Source organism: Armatimonadota bacterium, from assembly GCA_031459855.1.
GTDB lineage: Bacteria > Sysuimicrobiota > Sysuimicrobiia > Sysuimicrobiales > Humicultoraceae > Fervidifonticultor > Fervidifonticultor primus.
The window spans coordinates 601,767-617,544 of record JAVKHP010000001.1 but is presented as its reverse complement, the minus strand read 5'-3'; the positions used below and the strand labels follow the sequence as shown (position 1 = coordinate 617,544).

The window sequence follows — 15,778 nt, the reverse complement described above, 5'->3', positions numbered from 1 at the left end:
GTCGCCGGGCGGACCCAGACGTCACCCATGGGCCGGCTGCTGATCGAGCAGTGCGCGGTGGTCGTGACGATGGACGACGCCGGCACCGAGATCTCCGGTGGCTCGATCCTCGTGGACGACGGCAAGGTCGTCTGGGTGGGCGCCGGCGCGCCGCCAGCAGCCCTGCTGCGCTCGTCGCCGCCGGCGGTCGACGGCCTAGCGCGCCTGGATGGCCGCGGCTGCGTCGCCCTGCCAGGGCTGGTGAACACGCACCACCACCTCTACCAGACCCTCACGCGCGCGCACGCCACCGACCAGCCGTTGTTCGGCTGGTTGCGGACACTCTACCCCCTCTGGGCCCGGGTGAACGCGGCGTGGGTCCACGCAGCCGCCCGCGTGGGGCTGGCGGAACTGGCGCTGTCGGGCTGCACCACCACGACCGATCACCACTACGTCTTCCCCGCAGGCAGCGACGGCTTCGACGTGCTGGACGCCGCGATCGCGGCGGCGCGCGAGCTGGGATTGCGGTTCCACCCCTGCCGCGGCGCGATGGACCTGGGGGCCTCACGGGGCGGGCTGCCTCCGGACGCCATCGTGCAGGACACCGACGAGATCCTGGCGCAGACCGAGGCGGCGGTGCGCCGCTACCACGATCCCGCCCCGGGGGCGATGCTCCAGGTGGCGATCGCGCCCTGCTCGCCGTTCTCGGTGACGCCGCGGTTGATGCAGGAGGCCGCCGGGCTGGCCCGGCGCCTGGGGGTGCGCCTGCACACCCACATCGCCGAGACCCGCGACGAAGAGGACTACTGCCTGCAGGTGTTCGGGCGCCGGCCGCTGGACCTGCTGGACGAGTGGGGATGGCTGGGCGACGACGTGTGGCTGGCCCACTGCGTGCACGTCGGCGCGGGCGCGGCGCGTCTGGGCGCCACGCGGACCGGGGTGGCGTGGTGTCCTGTGTCCAACCTGCGGCTGGGCTCGGGCATCGCGCCGGTGCGCGCGCTGCTGGACGCCGGCACGCGGGTCGGCCTGGGCGTGGACGGCGCGGCGTCCAACGACAGCGGCGATCTGCTGGCGGAGGCGCGGATCGGCCTGCTGGTCTCGCGGGCCGGTGAGCACCGATGGTTGGACGCGCGCGAGGTGCTGCGCATCGCCACCCGGGGCGGCGCGGCATGCCTGGGACGCGACGACATCGGCGCCCTGGTGCCCGGTCGCCGGGCGGACGTCGCCCTGTTCGACGTCGAGGACCTGGCGCACGCCGGCGCCGCACGCGATCCCGTCGCGGCCCTGGTCTACTGCGCCCCCGGACGGGTCAAACACCTGGTGGTCGACGGGCGGGTGGTCGTGCGCGACTTCCACCTGGTCACGGCGGACGAAGAGGCCATCGCGGCCCAGGGGCACCGGCTGGCCCGTGCGATCGCTGCCGGGGCGGAGGAGGTGGCGACATGACGGTGCGCGCGGTGGTGACGACGCGCGGCGGCGTCGGCGAGAGCGCGCGGCGCATCGACGGCGTCCCCAAGGTCAAGGGCCAGTTCCTCTACGCCAGCGACCTGTGGGCCGAGGGCATGCTGTGGGGTTGCACGGTGCGCAGCCCGCACCCGCACGCCCGGATCCGCGCCATCGACGTCGCGCCGGCCCTGGCCACGCCCGGCGTGGCGGCGGTGCTGCTGGCGGCGGACGTCCCGGGCAAGAAGACCTTTGGGCTGGAGTTCGCCGACCAGCCCGTGCTGGCCTGGGACCGCGTGCGCTTCGCCGGCGAGCCGGTGGCGGTGCTGGCGGCAGTCGACCTGGAGACGGCGCGTCGCGCCGCTGCGCAGGTCGTCGTCGACTACGAGGTGCTGCCCGCGGTCACCGACATGGCCGCGGCGCTGCGGCCCGACGCGCCCCGGGTGCACGACTTCGGCAACGTCGTGCGGCACGTGCGCATCGAGCACGGCGACCCCGCGACCCCCGCCGACGTGTGGGTCGACGGCTACTACGAGACCGGCATGCAGGACCAGGCGCCGTTGGGGCCCGAGGCGGGCCTGGCCGTGCCCGCGGCCGATGGCGGCGTGGACCTCTACGTGGCCACCCAGTGGCTGCACGTCGACCGCCAGCAGATCGCGCCGTGCCTGGGGCTGCCGCCCGAGCGAGTGCGCGTGCACCTGGCGGGGGTGGGCGGGGCGTTCGGCGCCCGGGAGGACGTCAGCATGCACATCCACGCGTGCCTGCTGGCGCTGCGCACGGGCCGGCCGGTGAAGATGGTCTACAGCCGCGAGGAGTCGTTCTACGGACACGTCCACCGGCATCCCGCACGGATCTGGATGCGCCACGGCGCCACGCGCGATGGCCGCCTGGTGTGCGTGCGCGCGCGCATCCTCATCGACGGGGGCGCCTACGCGTCGTCGTCGGCGGCCGTGATCGGCAACGCCGCGACGTTCGCCACCGGCCCCTACGAGGTGCCCAACGCCCTCGTGGAGGGCACGGCCGTCTACACCAACAACCCGCCGTGCGGCGCGATGCGCGGGTTCGGGGCCGTGCAGGCGTGCGTGGCTTATGAGGCCCAGATGGACAAGCTGGCCCGGGCGCTCGGGATGGACCCGGTGGCGCTGCGCCTGCGCAACGCCCTGCGAACCGGATCGGTGCTGCCCACCGGGCAGGTCGTGCGCGGCAGCGCGCCCGTGCGGGAGCTCATCGAGCGGTGCGTGGCGATCCCGCTGCCGGCCGAGGCGCGCTCCGGCCCGCTGGCCCTCCCGGGGGGTGCCGGCGGCGTCTCGCGCGGCGAGCGGGTGCGCCGCGGGGTCGGCCTCGCCGTCGGCTACAAGAACATCGGCTACAGCGAAGGGTTCGACGACGCGGCCGAGGCCCGCGTCACGCTGTTCGCCGGGGCCACGGGTCCGGTGGTCGAGATCTACACGGCCGCGGCCGAGGTCGGCCAGGGCCTCTACACCGTCCTGGCGCAGATCGCGCGGACCGAGCTCGGCGTGGAGCAGGTCGTGATCCGCCCCGCCGACACCGGCATCGGCTCCGCAGGGTCGACGTCCGCGTCCCGACAGACCATGATGTCCGGCGGCGCGGTGCAGCTGGCCTGTCAGGCGGTGCGTGACGCCCTGTTCCAGCGCGTGCGGGCTCGGCTGGCTGCCCAGGGCCGGCCGGTACCCCCGACCCTGGCGCTTGCGGGCGGGATGATCCTCGCCGGGGACGGCCCGCTGGCGCCGGTGACCGCCTTCCTCGACGAGCCGGTGGCGGCCACGCGCACCTACCACCACCGGCGTACCACGCCGCTCGACCGCCGGGGGCAGGGCGACCCGCACGTCACGTTCGCGTTCGCGGCCCAGCGCGCCGTGGTCGACGTCGACCTCGACCTGGGCCTGGTGCGCGTCGTGCAGATCGCCGCCGCGCAGGACGTCGGCCGCGCCCTCAACCCGCAGGCCGTCCACGGGCAGATCGAGGGCGGCATCGCCCAGGGGCTGGGGCTGGCGCTCATGGAAGAGCTCCAGCTGCGCGACGGCGTGATCCGCAACGCCTCGTTCACCGACTACCTGATCCCCACCGTCCTCGACATGCCGCCGGTGGTGAGCGTGCTGGTCGAAGAGCCCGAACCCGGGGTCCCCTTTGGCGCCAAGGGAGTTGGCGAGCCGTCGACGGTGGTCGCGACCGCCGCCATCGTGGCCGCGCTGCGCGACGCCACCGGCCGCGAGCTCAACCGCGTGCCCGTGCGCCCCGACGACCTGATCGGCCTCAGCCCGCCCGCAGCCGGCGGCGAACCGCCGCCGGCGCTCGACGTGCCGTGGCCGGAGGCGATCCCGAAGCTGGCCGGGCTGGCAGCGGGGCAGGGCGAGCTGATGCGGGACGGGTGAGGCGATCCGGAGGGGGTCGTTGTAACGGGGGTGATGGCCACAGTCATGGGCACGTCATGATGCTTGGGTGACGCGATCCGGAGGGGGTCGTTGCTTGTAAGAGGGAGGGGAACGCTATCCGGTACGACGTCGTGATCCGGGGCGGGCGCGTGGTGCTGCCGGCCGGCGTGGTCGCGGCCAGCCTGGGGATCGCCCGCGGCCGGATCGCTGCCATCGCCGAGGGGCCCCTCGATGGGCACGAGACCATCGACGCCACCGGCCGTATCGTGCTGCCCGGCGTCGTGGACCTGCACGTGCACTTCAACGATCCGGGCCGCACCCACTGGGAAGGATGGGGGCCGGGCAGCCGCGCGGCCGCTGCGGGCGGGGTCACGACCGTGGTCGAGATGCCCCTCAACAGCCTGCCGCCGGTCACGACCGTCGACGCGCTGCAGGCCAAGCTGGCCGCCGCTACCGGGCAGTCGCTCGTGGACTACGCGCTGTGGGGTGGGCTCGTCACCGACAACCGCGATCACCTGCCCGCCCTCGCGCGCGCGGGCGTGATCGGGTTCAAGGCGTTCATGAGCCGCAGCGGCACCGAGGAGTTCACCCACGTGGAGGATGGCGTGCTCTTCGACGGGCTCCAGCGGCTGGGGGCGCTGGGCCAGGTCCTGGCCGTGCATGCCGAGAGCAACGCCATCACCGAGGAGCGCACCCGCCGGTTGCAGGCGGCCGGGCGCCGCGATCGGCGGGCCTGGGGCGAAGCCCGGCCGCCCGTGGCGGAGCTGGAAGCGATCCACCGCGCGCTCTTCCTCGCGGGGCAGGCCCGCTGCCGCCTGCACGTCGTGCACACCAGCCTGCCCGAAGGCATCCAGCTGATCGACACCGCGCGCGCCGCCGGGCAGCCGGTCACCGTCGAGACCTGCGCGCACTACCTCGCGCTCACCGAGGACGACTTCGTGGCGCTGGGACCGGTGGCCAAGTGCGCGCCGCCGCTGCGAGACGCAGCCAGGCAGGAGCGGCTCTGGCAGGTCGTGCTGGCCGGCCGGGTCGACTGCGTCACCTCCGACCATTCGCCCTGCCCGCTGGAGGACAAGGCGCGCGGCGAGGACGACGTCTGGGAGGCCTGGGGCGGGATCACGGGCGTCCAGACCCTCCTGCCCGTGATGCTCACCGAGGGCGTGCATCGCCGGCGCATGCCGCTAGAGCAGCTCGCGGCGCTCCTGGCCGGCACCCCCGCGCGCATCGCCGGCCTGTGGCCGCGCAAGGGCGTCATTGCGGTGGGTGCCGACGCCGACCTGGTGATCGTGGACCTGGACCGGCGCTGGCGGCTCGAGGCGGGGTGGCTCCAGTCACGCCACCGGCAGTCGCCGTTCCTGGGCCGCGAGATGCAGGGCTGGACGGAGCGGGTGCTGGTGCGGGGTCGCACGGTCGCCCGGGAGGGCGAAGTCACCGGCGCCCCCGCGGGCCAGTGGCTGCGGGCGTCACCGCCGCAGGATGGTGAAGACCAGCCGGTCTGAGCGGATGTAGCTCAGCGACGTCGCCACCGGCCGTGCCGCCACGTCGTAGATCGCGCCGTTCACGGCCAGCAACGGCGTCCCGGGGGCCACCGCCAGCACCGGCGCCACGGCTGGCGGGGCGCCCACGGCCTTCAGGGTCACGAGGCTGTGGTCGGCGCGCACGCCCAGCTCCTCGAGCAGGAACTCCTTGAGCGACTCGTAGCGGCGCCGGCGCTCTGCTACGTCCAGCGACCCGACCAGCGCGGCGGGCAGCACGTTCTCGCAGTAGAGCACCGGCTCCCCGTCGGCGAGGCGCAGGCTCTGGACGAGCACACCGGGGGTGCCGGGCGCCACGCCCAGCAGGTCTGCGGTCTCGTCTGCGACCGTGACGGGGAGGACGTGCAGCACCCGGTCCTCCGCCCGCCGCCCCACGCGTCGGATCGCCTCGTCGAAGTTCTCGAAGCGGTCGATGCGGGCCGTGATGTGGCGGTTGATGAACGCGCCCACCCCGTGCCGGCGGCTGACCAGTCCCTCCTGTTCCAGGGCGCGCAGGGCTTCGCGCAGCGTCGCCCGGCTCACGCCGCATTCCCGGGCGAGCGCGGCTTCCGACGGCAGCCGGTCGGCCGTGGCGAACCGTCCCGTCAGGATCTCGCGCCGGAGGTCGGCGGCCAGGCGCTTGGACAGCGGGATCCGCGGCGGGGCGTGCAGGACCGCCCGCGGCTCGGGGGTCATAGGCCTCCTCCGGTGTACGCCGGGGCCGCGCGCGTGTAGACGTCGCGGGCCACCTCCACCCCCACGCCGCGCGGCGCGGGATGTCCGAAGGCGCGGAGCACGTGCTCCAGGCCGGCCAGGACGGCCAGCACGACGCGCAGGTCGGCGTTGTAGCCCATGGTGCCGATGCGCCAGATGCGACCGCGCAACGGCCCGAACGACGTGGCGATCTCGATGCCGAACTCCTCCAGCAGCCGCAGCCGCGCCCGCTCGTCGTCGATGCCGTCGGGGACGACCACGGCCGTGATCATCGGCAGCCGGTGCTGCGGGTCGCCGAACAGCTCCAGCCCCATGGCGGTCAGGCCGGCCTTGAGGGCGTCACCGGCCCGCCGGTGCCGTGCGCACCGGGCCTCCAGGCCCTCCTCGAGCACGAGGCGCAGCGCCTCGCGCATGGCGTAGGTCATGCTCGTGGGCAGGGTGTGGTGGTTGAGGCGCTCGGGGCTCCAGTAGCGCTCGAGCTGGGTGAGGTCGAGGTAGTTGCTCACCACCGGGCTGGCGCGCGCCGCCATTGCGTGCGCCGCTCGATGGTTCCAGGTGATCGGCGACAGCCCGGACGGATATCCCAGGCACTTCTGTCCGCCGGCGAAGACGACGTCGAGGTCCCACGCATCGGTCTCGACGGCCACGCCGCCCAGGGTGACTACGGCATCGACCACCAGCAGGGCGTCGTGCTCGCGGCACAGGCGGCCCAGGGTCGGCATCTCGGGCTGCAGCATGCCCGTCGACGTCTCGCCGTGGACGATGCACACCAGCTTGGCCGGTGCCCGGCGCAGCGCGGAGGCGATGGCGTCGGGGTCGAGGACCTCGCCCCAGCCGGCGCGCACCTCGGTGACCTGCGCGCCGTAGCGGCGCGCAATGTCGGCGAACAGATCGCCAAACCGTCCGCAGTTGCCCACCAGGACCGGGTCGCCGGGTTCGATGAGCGACGCGAGGGCCGCCTCCATGGCCGCACGGCCCGTGCCCGAGACGGCCAGCGTGCGGGGGTTGGCCGTCCGGAACACGGCGCGGGCAAGGTCGGCCGCCTCGCCCATGATCGCGGTGAACGCCGGGTCGAACTGCCCCAGCACCGGGGCGCTCATCGCCCGCAGCACCCTGGGGTCGGGATTGGTGGGCCCCGTGCCGCACAGCAGTCGGGTCGGAGGATTCAGTTCGGTGGCCATACCGGGGATTTCACTATGCGGGATGCAAAGCCCTGCGCGGCGTTGCGCGCCTGGCGGGTGCGGGAGTCAATCGGTGCAGGGGCCGGTGGTCGGCGCGAGGGCAGCGCCCAGGGCCTCCAGCGCCTGCTCGAACGCCTCGAGGGGTGCCCGGACGATCCCCGCACCGATCTGTCCGACGCCCGGTGCGCGGTGGGCAATGCCGGTGTTGATCACCGGCGTCGTCCCCAGGCGCACGACGGCGCGCACGTCGATCCCCAGCGGCGTCCCCTCGAACTCCAGCGCAGGGATCAGCAACCGGCTGCTCCGGCCTGCGGTGATCTCCCCCATGGCCCGGGTGATCTCCATGGCCGCGCGCACCGAGCCCAGCCCCAGGAACCCCACGACCGCCGGCGCCGCGGCCATGGCGAACGCGCCCAGGCCCACGGTCTCCACGATCGCCGAGTCCCCCATATCAGGGTTGGCGTCGGTTGCGGTGTAGCCGGGGAAGTACAGGCCGTCGGGCATGGGGGCTGGCGCGGTGAACCACCGGTCGCCGAGGCCACTCACCCGCAGGCCGAACTCCACGCCGTTGCGGCTCATTGTCGAGGCCAGCGTGCAGCCGGGCAGGTGGCGGATCGCGAGTGTCAGGGCTTTCGCCGCCGCCATCGCCAGGTTCAGGAAGAACTGGTCGACCTCGCTCAGGAAGCGCAGGATGGCCGTCAGGGTGGCGCCCGTCGTCACCTCCGCTAGCAGCGGTCCGACCTGACGGAGGAACAGGCTGGTGGCGGCCACGTTGCGCTGGTGCAGCTCGTCGCCCATGGTCAGGGCACGGGCCACGAGCGGCACCAGGGCCACACCGTCGGCGCGCCGGAGCGCTGCATCCAGCGCCGGTGCCAGCACCTCCTGCAGCCAGCGCAGGCGCTCGAGCACCGTGGCGCCGTACGCCCCGAACCGCAGCACCGCGCCGATGCCCTCGTTGAGCGGGCCGTAGGCCACCACGCCCGCAGCGTCGTCGTGCACCTCGAACAGCGGCATCGAGGGCGAGACCACGCCGGCCATGGGTGCGACCACGTTCCAGTCGTGCGTGCAGTGCAGGGCGATCGCCCCGCGGTCCAGCAGGGCGGCGGCAGCGTCGGGGGCGTGCGCCCATCCCTCGTAGAGGGCGGCCCCGATGCACGCGCCCCGCATGGGCCCACACAGGCGCTCGACCGCAACCGGGGGCCCGGCGTGGAGCAGGGCGCGGCCCCCGGCCAGCGGCGGGATCACCTCGCGGGCCACGCGCAGGCCGACGAGGACCGGCGCACCGCGGTCGAGCCGCCGCAGCGCCGCGGCGTTGGCCGCGGCGATCCGTGCCGACACCGTGCCCGCCGCAGGCGGCGCGTCCGACCCGGCCGGCGCCGGCACACACGTAGCGCCAGCCAGCGATCCCTCGCTGCGCGCTGGCCGCGTGGCGGCTGCGGGGTCGTCGGGTGCGCGGCTCACGTCGTGCCCTGCCCCCGGTACGCCCATCCGGCCAGGCGGCGTTCCAGCACGGCGAACACCGCGAACAGCACCACGCCCATCGCCGCCACCACCACCAGGCCGGCGAAGACCAGCGGGACCTCGAAGCGGGAGCTGGCCGCCAGCATCAGGTATCCGATGCCGCGGTTGGAGGCCACGGTCTCCGCGATCACGGCCCCGACGAACGCGAGGGTGGCCGCCACCTTCAACGAGGCGAAGAAATAGGGGAGGGACCGGGGGATGCCGATCTTGGTGAAGATCTCGCGGCGCGTGGCGCCCAGCGAGCGCAACACGTCCTGGAGCTCGGGCTCGATCGTGGCCAGGCCCGTGGCGACGTTGACGACGATGGGGAAGAACGAGATCAGAAACGCCGTGAGGATGGCCGGGACGGTGCCGATGCCGAACCAGATCACCAGCACCGGCACGATGGCGGCCTTCGGCACGCTGTTGAACGCCACCAGCAGCGGGTAGAGCGCGCGGTAGGCCAGCGCCGAGTAGCCGACCGCCATCCCCAGGCCCAGGCCGGCCGCGATGGCCAGCCCGAACCCCACGAGGGTGGTGCCGAGGGTCTGCGCCGCGTTGAACCAGATCGCCGCCCGCCACTGCGCCAGGGCGCCGGTAACGTCCCGGGGGCCGGGGAGCACGAAGACCGGCATGACGCGCGCAGCGAGCTCCCACAGGAGCAGGCTGGCGACCACCACCACAGCCGGTGGCCCCCACACGGCACCGGTGCCGCGCAGGCTCATCCCTGGACCTCCGTCACGCGGGCGCCGACCTCGTCCCCTAGTTGCCCTCCCGCCGTCCGCCCCGTGCCGATGTGCCGGCGCACCAGGTGGTAGAGGTCGGTGAACGCCGGCGTGAACGTATCCTCCAGGGTCCGCGGCCGCGGCAGCGGGATCTCGGTGCGGGCGACGATCCTGCCCGGGCGCGCGCTCATCACGTAGACCGTGTCGGCCAGGAAGACCGCCTCGCGCAGGTCGTGGGTGACCAGGAAGACCGTGAACCGCTGCTGCAGCCAGAGGTCCTGCAGGACCAGCCACAGCTCCTCGCGCGTGAACGCATCCAGGGCGCCGAACGGCTCGTCCAGCAGCAGCAGGTCGGGCTCGTGGATCAGCGCCCGGCAGAGGCTCGCGCGCTGCTGCTGCCCGCCCGAGAGCTGCCAGGGATACCGGTCGCCGCAGCCGTCCAGGCCCACCGCGGCCAGCAGCGCGTGCGCGCGCGCGGCGTACGCCGCCCGCTCCCGCCGGAAGCGTCGCCGGTGGGGCGCCACGATCTCCAGCGGCAGCAGCACGTTGTCGAGGGTGCGCCGCCACGGCAGCAGGATCGGGTTCTGGAACGCCATGCCCACCCGTCGCGTGGGGCCGGCCACCACGGCGCCGCCCACGCGGACCTCGCCCCGGTCGGGGAGGATCAGGCCCGCCAGGCTCTTGAGCAGCGTCGTCTTCCCGCAGCCGCTGGGTCCGGCGACGGCGACGAACTCGCCGCGCCGGGCCGCGAGGGTCACGTCGTCGACCGCCCGTACCACCCGCCCCCGGTGCGGGTAGCCGAGGGTGACGTGGTCGACGACGACGAAGGCGTCAGTCGACGTCACGGGCGCACCCGAACCGGGCGCCAGCGACCGTCGGACGCTCCCGACCGCGCCGGACGGACCACGTCCCCGACGCCCACCTACCGCAGTGCCGGCAGCATCCGCTCGGCGCGCGGCGGCAGGAACCGGTCGGTGAACACCTGCTGCCAGGCTGGCTTGCGCGGGAAGGCGAACGCCTCGGCCAGGAGGTCGATCGAGCGGGCCAGCCGTTCGCCTTTCACGACGCCGAACCCGTGGGCGCGGACGTCGCGCGTGAGGATGTTGAGCCGCAGCGCCAGCAGCAGGCGTTCGAGCTCCACGTCGTCGCGCAGCAGCGGGTCGCGCCGCTTCACGGCGGCCACCGCCTCCTGGGGATTGGTGATGGTGTCCTTGAGGCCACGGACGAACGCCCGGAGGAACCCGCGCACCGCCTCCGGCTCACTCTGCAGCAGGGCGGGCGTGGTCATGATGGCGTTCCCGTAGAGGGGCAGCCCCTGGTCCGCGTACATGAAGGCCACGATCTCGTTGGGATCCACCCGTGCCGTCTTCAGGTTGATGAAGGAGGTGAAGTAGAACCCCGAGATGGCGTTGACCTCCCCGCGGATCAACATCGGCTCCCGCAGCGGGACGTCCATCGTGACCCACTCCACGGCCCGCGGATCCATGCCCACGGCCCGGGCGAACAGGGGCCACAGCCGCCGCGGCGCATCGCCGGCCGGTGCGCCGAGCCGCTTGCCGTACAGCTCGATGGGGCGGGTGATGTTCTCGCGCCGGAGCGTGATGATCGAGAACGGAGGCTCGTTCAGGACGATGGCGATCGCCACCAGCTCGCGGCCCGGGTTGCGCGCGTTGAACTCGATCATCGAGTTGATGTCGGCGTAGCCGAGGTGGTAGGCGCCCGAGGCGATCTTCGTGACCGCGTCCGCCGACCCGAACCCGCGGTCGATGGTGACCTGCAGCCCTTCCTGGGCGTAGTAGCCCTTTTCCGCGGCGACGATGAACGGAGCCTGCGGCCCCTGCACGATGAAGTCCAGCGTGAACTTCCACTGCACGGTGCGCCCCGGCCGCGTCGGCGCCTGGGCGAGGGCCGCGCCGGCGAGCGTGCCGGCGACGGCCAGCACCAGGATTCCCGCGACGATCCCCCTGGTCCCCATGGTTGCTCCCCCCTGGAGTAGGCTCTCGACCCTGCCTGCGGTCGGGAAGCCGATTCGCGCCGCCAGCGCGGGCTCCTCCACGCGAAAGGGCCCAGCGCAGCACGCGGCACCCGCGCAGCCTGCTCCCACAGGGAGGCCGCGGGGCAGGGCGAATCTCCGTCCACATGAGTCAGGCGCTGGACGACACGCTGGAGCTGCGCGCCGATGCGCTGGGCCGCTGGGGGCCGGAGCACGTGATGACGGTGGAGGAGGCGCAGATCCGCGCCTACGCGGCCGCCCTCGACGACGAGCACCCGCTGCACCGCGCGGGCGCGCTGGCCCCGCCGGTGTTCATAGTGGTGCCCGTCTCGGCCGTGCTGCCCCAGGCGCTGGACGCCGCGTTGTCGGCAGCCGACCGGGCCGCTGCGCTGCACGACGCTCAGGACATGCGTTTTTTCCGCCCGGTACGGCCGGGCATGGTTCTGTGCACCCGGGCCGCCGTGGTCGGGGCGCGACCGCGGCGCCCTGGCGCTGCGGTGATCGTCAAGACCGTCTCCACCGACGGCGCCGGGATGCCGGTCGCCGAGCAGTACATCTCGCTCTTCGTGCGCCGCCGGCTTGCGGCGGGGCTGGGCGAAGACGCCCCGGACCATCAGGCGCCGGTCGTTCCCCGTGACCATCCGCCGGCAGCCTGTCAGGTGTACCGGATCACCGAGGACCAGCCGGCCCGCTACGCGGCCGCATCGGGCGACCACAACCCCATCCACCTGGACCCGGACGTCGCCCGCGCCGTCGGGCTGCCCGGCGTGATCGTCCACGGCATGTGCACGCTGGGCGTGGCCAGCCGGCTCGTCGTCGCCCATGCCTGCGCGGGCGACTCCACACGGCTGGCGCGGCTGGCCGTGCGGTTCGCCCGGCCCGTGCTGCCCGGGCAGGAGATCACCGTACGCCTGTGGGCCGCCGGCCGGCAGGGCGACCGCGCCGTGTACGCCTTTGACGCGCGCAACCCCGCAGGGAAGGTGGTCCTGCAGGACGGGCTGGCGGAGGTCAGGACGTGAGCGGGGCCGGGCGACGGCCGCGGGGGGGGCGGTGGCGCGGGCCGGGCCTGCGTCGACCGGGCAGCCCGGGACGCCTGGCGGCATCGTGGATCGCGGCACGCTGCCGGCTCAGCAGGGTAGCGTACGCGAGGTTGTGTACTCTGGGAGGTACCCGGAAGGCCCATTGACTGCAGCGCGCCCTGCGGGGATACTTGTCCTAGTTGAACTAGGACAATCCGATGCGCCTGCGCCTCGACCGCCACGCCGCCGTCTCGCTGCCCGATCAGCTGAAGGCCCAGATCCGCCACCAGATCCTGACCGGTCTGCTCCCGGCCGGGCAGCGGCTGCCCCCCGTCCGGACGCTGGCGGGGTTCCTGCGCATCAACCGCAACACTGTGGCCCGCGCCTACGCCGAACTCGAGGCCGAGGGCGTGGTCGATGCGCGCCCCGGCCGCGGCACCGTCGTGGTCTGGACGCCGCCGCCCGCCCACGCAGCCCGGGCCCTCGCCGCCCAGATCGATCGCCTGCTGACCACGGCGGCCGCGGCGGGCGTGACGGTGGCCGACCTGCAGGCCATGCTGGCGGTGCGGGCGCGCCCGCGCCGCCCCACGCTGCGTACCCGGCCGCGGCTGGGGTTCGTCGAGTGCAACCCGGTCGACCTGGCCTACTTCGGCCGGCTGGTGCGGGAGGCGACCGACGTGCCCGTGGTACCCCTGCTGCTCGACGACCTCGTGGCGCGCCCTGACGGCGTCGACCTGGTCGCCACCACGTTCTTCCACGTGGAGGAGGTCCGCCGGCGGTGCGCCGGGCTGGAGGTGGTGGGGCTGATGGCCTCGCCCGATTTCCGCGCGCTGGACGAGCTCGCCCGGCTCCCCCGCCGCAGCCGCATCGCGCTGGTGTGCGCCACGGTCGAGGGTGTGCGCAGCAAGGCGCGCTCCCTGGCGGCTGTGGGGCTGCGCCCGCCGCGGCTGCGGACCGCCACCCTGGCAGCGCCGACCACGCTGGCTGCCACCCTGGCCGACGCCGACGTGGTGCTGGCCGCGCCCCGGGTGCTGGCCAGGATTCGCGACCTCGTCCCCGCGCGCGTCCGCGTCGTGCCCTTCGCCAGCGTCCTGAGCGAGGGCGCGGTGGCGGTGCTGCAGGAACGCATCGCGGCCTGGCGCGCGCGCCACGCGCGCCAGGCCGCAAGGAGGGCGTCGGCATGAACCGGCTGCGGGTCGGGGTGCTGATGGGTGGCCGCTCGCCCGAGCGCGAGGTCTCGCTGCGCAGCGGCGCGTGCGTGCTCGAGGCGCTGGAGGGCAGCCGCTACGAGGCGGTGCCGGTGGAGATCCCGCGAACGGGACCGTGGATGCCGCCCGAGGGGCTGGACGTGGCCTTCATCGCGCTGCACGGACCCTACGGGGAGGACGGCACGATCCAGGGGTTGCTGGAGTTCGCCGGGATCCCCTACACGGGGTCGGGCGTGCTGGCCAGCGCGCTGGCGATGGACAAGCGGCGGGCGCGCCACGTGATGGCCTCCAACGGCGTGCCGGTGCCGGCGTCGCTGGCCGTGGAGCGCGAGGCGCTGGCGGCCCGGGAGGGCGGGCTGGTGCGCGAGATCGAGCAGACGCTGGGGTTCCCCTGCGTGGTGAAGCCCAACGCGCAGGGGAGCAGCATCGGCGTGTCCATCGTGCGCGCCCCCGCGGAGTTGCCGCGCGCCCTCGAGGCGGCCTTCGCCCTGGGCGACCTCGTGCTGGTGGAGGAGTACCTGACCGGCGTCGAGGCCACCTGCGGCATCCTGGACGACCCGGACGTGGGCGGCCCGGTGGCGCTGCCGCTGGTGGAGATCGTGCCGGCGCGCGAGTTCTTCGACTACGAGGCCAAGTACACCCCCGGCGCGGCCGAGGAGATCTGCCCCGCGCGCCTGCCGCCGGCCGCGGTGTGGCGGGCACAGGCGGCCGCCTTGCGGGCCTACCGGGCGCTGGGCTGCGCCGATGTCGCCCGCGTCGACCTCTTCGTGCGCGACGCTGACGTGGTCGTACTGGAGGTCAACACCATCCCGGGCCTCACCAAGGAGAGCCTCCTGCCCAAGGCCGCGCAGGCCGCGGGCATCGACTTCCCCAGGTTGGTGGACCGGCTGATCACCGCGGCGCTGCGGCGGGCTGGCCGGCTCGCGGAGGGAGTGCGCATCGCGTAGGCGAACGTGCGGTGGGGTCGGCGTGCCGGGCTGCCGGCGGTCCCCATCTGGTGGCGCCGACGGCACGCGCGGTGGTGCGCCGGCGGACCGGGTGCGGGAGGCGAGTCCGGGCCCCAGCACGGGGCATACGACCTGTGCCAAGACCATCGGGGGTGCGGGGCGAGGTGGGCCGGGAGCGTTTCGTGCAGCCCTGACCCTCGGGTGGAGGAGTGCGCGGCCGTGCCGCTACAGGGACGCAACTGGATCGTGAAGTCGCATGCGCTGGGCAACGACTACGTGGTGCTCGACCCGGGGGCGTTGACCTTTGCGCTGACCCCTGCCGTGATCCGTCGCCTGTGCGACCGCCACCTCGGCGTCGGCTCCGACGGGATCCTGGCGCTGGCGCCGACGACACGCGCCGACTTCGGCCTGCGGATCTTCAACCCCGACGGCAGCGAGGCCGAGAAGAGCGGCAACGGCCTGCGGATCTTCGCCAAGTTCCTCTACGACCACGCGTACACGCGGCGCGCGCGGTTCACCATCGAGACGCCCGGCGGGGTGGCCGACGTGACGCTGCACCTGCGCGACGGCCGCGTGGGGCTCATGACGGTGGACGTGGGGCGCGCCACGTTCTGGAGCGACGAGATCCCCGTGGCGGGGCCCCGCCGTGAGGTGGTGGGCGAACCGATCGAGGTCGGCGGACAGCTGCTGACGTTCACGGGCGTGTCGGTGGGCAACCCCCACTGCGTGGTGTTCGTGCCCGACCTGGGGCAGGTGGCACTGCATCACCTCGGGCCGTTGCTGGAGACGCACCCGCTGTTCCCCCACCGGACCAACGTCCAGTTCGCCCGCGTCGTGGCCCGCGACCGCATCGAGATCGTGATCTGGGAGCGCGGTGCCGGGGAGACGATGGCATCGGGCAGCAGCGCCTCGGCCGTGGCCGCGGCGGCCGTGCGGGCGGGCGCCACCGATCGGGACGTCACGGTGGGGATGCCGGGTGGCGAGTTGCGGATCCAGGTGGCCGACGACTGGAGCGTCCGCATGACGGGGCCGGCGTCCGAGGTGTACGCGGGCACCCTCAGCGACGACCTGGTGGAGGTGCTGACGACCCTCGATGGGCGGTGAGCGCGGCCGCGCGAACCTCTCACGGACCGTAAGCACCGCGGGCGGGGCGTCGCGCGCG

13 protein-coding genes are annotated in these 15,778 nt (G+C 74.0%); 7 read left to right on the top strand and 6 right to left on the bottom strand.

Going from position 1 to position 15,778, the window contains the following annotated elements; all coding sequences use genetic code 11:
- Positions 1–27: 27 nt before the first annotated feature.
- From QN157_02795 to allB, 3 genes are all read left to right on the top strand, one after another.
- The gene (locus QN157_02795; protein ID MDR7554511.1) at positions 28–1,425 is read left to right on the top strand and encodes an 8-oxoguanine deaminase; all 1,398 of its coding nucleotides are present in this window, start codon (positions 28–30) and stop codon (positions 1,423–1,425) included.
- Complete coding sequence (pucD, locus tag QN157_02790) at positions 1,422–3,815, top strand: xanthine dehydrogenase subunit D (protein MDR7554510.1); 2,394 nt, start codon at positions 1,422–1,424, stop codon at positions 3,813–3,815. Before QN157_02795 ends, pucD begins: the two co-directional genes overlap by 4 nt.
- A gap of 131 nt (positions 3,816–3,946) precedes the next feature.
- The gene (gene allB, locus QN157_02785) at positions 3,947–5,314 is read left to right on the top strand and encodes an allantoinase AllB (GenBank protein MDR7554509.1); all 1,368 of its coding nucleotides are present in this window, start codon (positions 3,947–3,949) and stop codon (positions 5,312–5,314) included.
- On the opposite strand, the gene QN157_02780 is transcribed toward allB, so the two are convergent.
- The 6 genes from QN157_02780 to QN157_02755 all read right to left on the bottom strand — a co-directional run bounded on the left by QN157_02780 (position 5,279) and on the right by QN157_02755 (position 11,424).
- Positions 5,279–6,025 (bottom strand): GntR family transcriptional regulator, encoded by a 747-nt coding sequence (locus tag QN157_02780; protein ID MDR7554508.1) that lies wholly within the window; start codon positions 6,023–6,025, stop codon positions 5,279–5,281. The genes allB and QN157_02780 overlap by 36 nt on opposite strands.
- Complete coding sequence (locus tag QN157_02775; GenBank protein MDR7554507.1) at positions 6,022–7,224, bottom strand: alanine--glyoxylate aminotransferase family protein; 1,203 nt, start codon at positions 7,222–7,224, stop codon at positions 6,022–6,024. Before QN157_02775 ends, QN157_02780 begins: the two co-directional genes overlap by 4 nt.
- Before the next feature lie 66 nt (positions 7,225–7,290).
- A complete protein-coding gene (locus QN157_02770) occupies positions 7,291–8,562 on the bottom strand; it encodes a DUF1116 domain-containing protein (protein MDR7554506.1) in 1,272 nt (423 codons plus the stop codon).
- A gap of 119 nt (positions 8,563–8,681) precedes the next feature.
- Positions 8,682–9,449, bottom strand: coding sequence for an ABC transporter permease (locus tag QN157_02765; GenBank protein MDR7554505.1), 768 nt, complete (start codon positions 9,447–9,449; stop codon positions 8,682–8,684).
- The gene (locus tag QN157_02760) at positions 9,446–10,228 is read right to left on the bottom strand and encodes an ABC transporter ATP-binding protein (protein MDR7554504.1); all 783 of its coding nucleotides are present in this window, start codon (positions 10,226–10,228) and stop codon (positions 9,446–9,448) included. The genes QN157_02765 and QN157_02760 overlap by 4 nt, the downstream gene beginning before the upstream one ends.
- Positions 10,229–10,371: 143 nt before the next feature.
- A complete protein-coding gene (locus tag QN157_02755; protein MDR7554503.1) occupies positions 10,372–11,424 on the bottom strand; it encodes an ABC transporter substrate-binding protein in 1,053 nt (350 codons plus the stop codon).
- 164 nt (positions 11,425–11,588) lie between these two features.
- Between QN157_02755 and QN157_02750 the strand changes: the two genes are divergently transcribed.
- The 4 genes from QN157_02750 (at position 11,589) to dapF (ending at position 15,720) form a co-directional block, all read left to right on the top strand.
- Positions 11,589–12,461 (top strand): MaoC/PaaZ C-terminal domain-containing protein, encoded by an 873-nt coding sequence (locus QN157_02750; GenBank protein MDR7554502.1) that lies wholly within the window; start codon positions 11,589–11,591, stop codon positions 12,459–12,461.
- 218 nt (positions 12,462–12,679) lie between these two features.
- Positions 12,680–13,645 (top strand): winged helix-turn-helix domain-containing protein, encoded by a 966-nt coding sequence (locus QN157_02745; GenBank protein ID MDR7554501.1) that lies wholly within the window; start codon positions 12,680–12,682, stop codon positions 13,643–13,645.
- On the top strand, positions 13,642–14,616 hold the full coding sequence (locus QN157_02740) for a D-alanine--D-alanine ligase (protein MDR7554500.1): 975 nt from the start codon (positions 13,642–13,644) through the stop codon (positions 14,614–14,616). Before QN157_02745 ends, QN157_02740 begins: the two co-directional genes overlap by 4 nt.
- A 219-nt stretch (positions 14,617–14,835) precedes the next feature.
- Positions 14,836–15,720, top strand: a complete 885-nt coding sequence (gene dapF, locus QN157_02735; protein ID MDR7554499.1) for a diaminopimelate epimerase — start codon at positions 14,836–14,838, stop codon at positions 15,718–15,720.
- Positions 15,721–15,778 lie beyond the last annotated feature (58 nt).

Coding starts and splice junctions, on each gene's coding strand:
- QN157_02795 (MDR7554511.1), top strand. CDS start 28: ATGGGCCGGCTGCTGATCGAGCAGTGCGCGGTGGTCGTGACGATGGAC.
- pucD (MDR7554510.1), top strand. CDS start 1,422: ATGACGGTGCGCGCGGTGGTGACGACGCGCGGCGGCGTCGGCGAGAGC.
- QN157_02780 (MDR7554508.1), bottom strand. CDS start 6,025: ATGACCCCCGAGCCGCGGGCGGTCCTGCACGCCCCGCCGCGGATCCCG.
- QN157_02775 (MDR7554507.1), bottom strand. CDS start 7,224: ATGGCCACCGAACTGAATCCTCCGACCCGACTGCTGTGCGGCACGGGG.
- QN157_02765 (MDR7554505.1), bottom strand. CDS start 9,449: ATGAGCCTGCGCGGCACCGGTGCCGTGTGGGGGCCACCGGCTGTGGTG.
- QN157_02755 (MDR7554503.1), bottom strand. CDS start 11,424: ATGGGGACCAGGGGGATCGTCGCGGGAATCCTGGTGCTGGCCGTCGCC.
- QN157_02750 (MDR7554502.1), top strand. CDS start 11,589: ATGAGTCAGGCGCTGGACGACACGCTGGAGCTGCGCGCCGATGCGCTG.
- QN157_02745 (MDR7554501.1), top strand. CDS start 12,680: ATGCGCCTGCGCCTCGACCGCCACGCCGCCGTCTCGCTGCCCGATCAG.
- QN157_02740 (MDR7554500.1), top strand. CDS start 13,642: ATGAACCGGCTGCGGGTCGGGGTGCTGATGGGTGGCCGCTCGCCCGAG.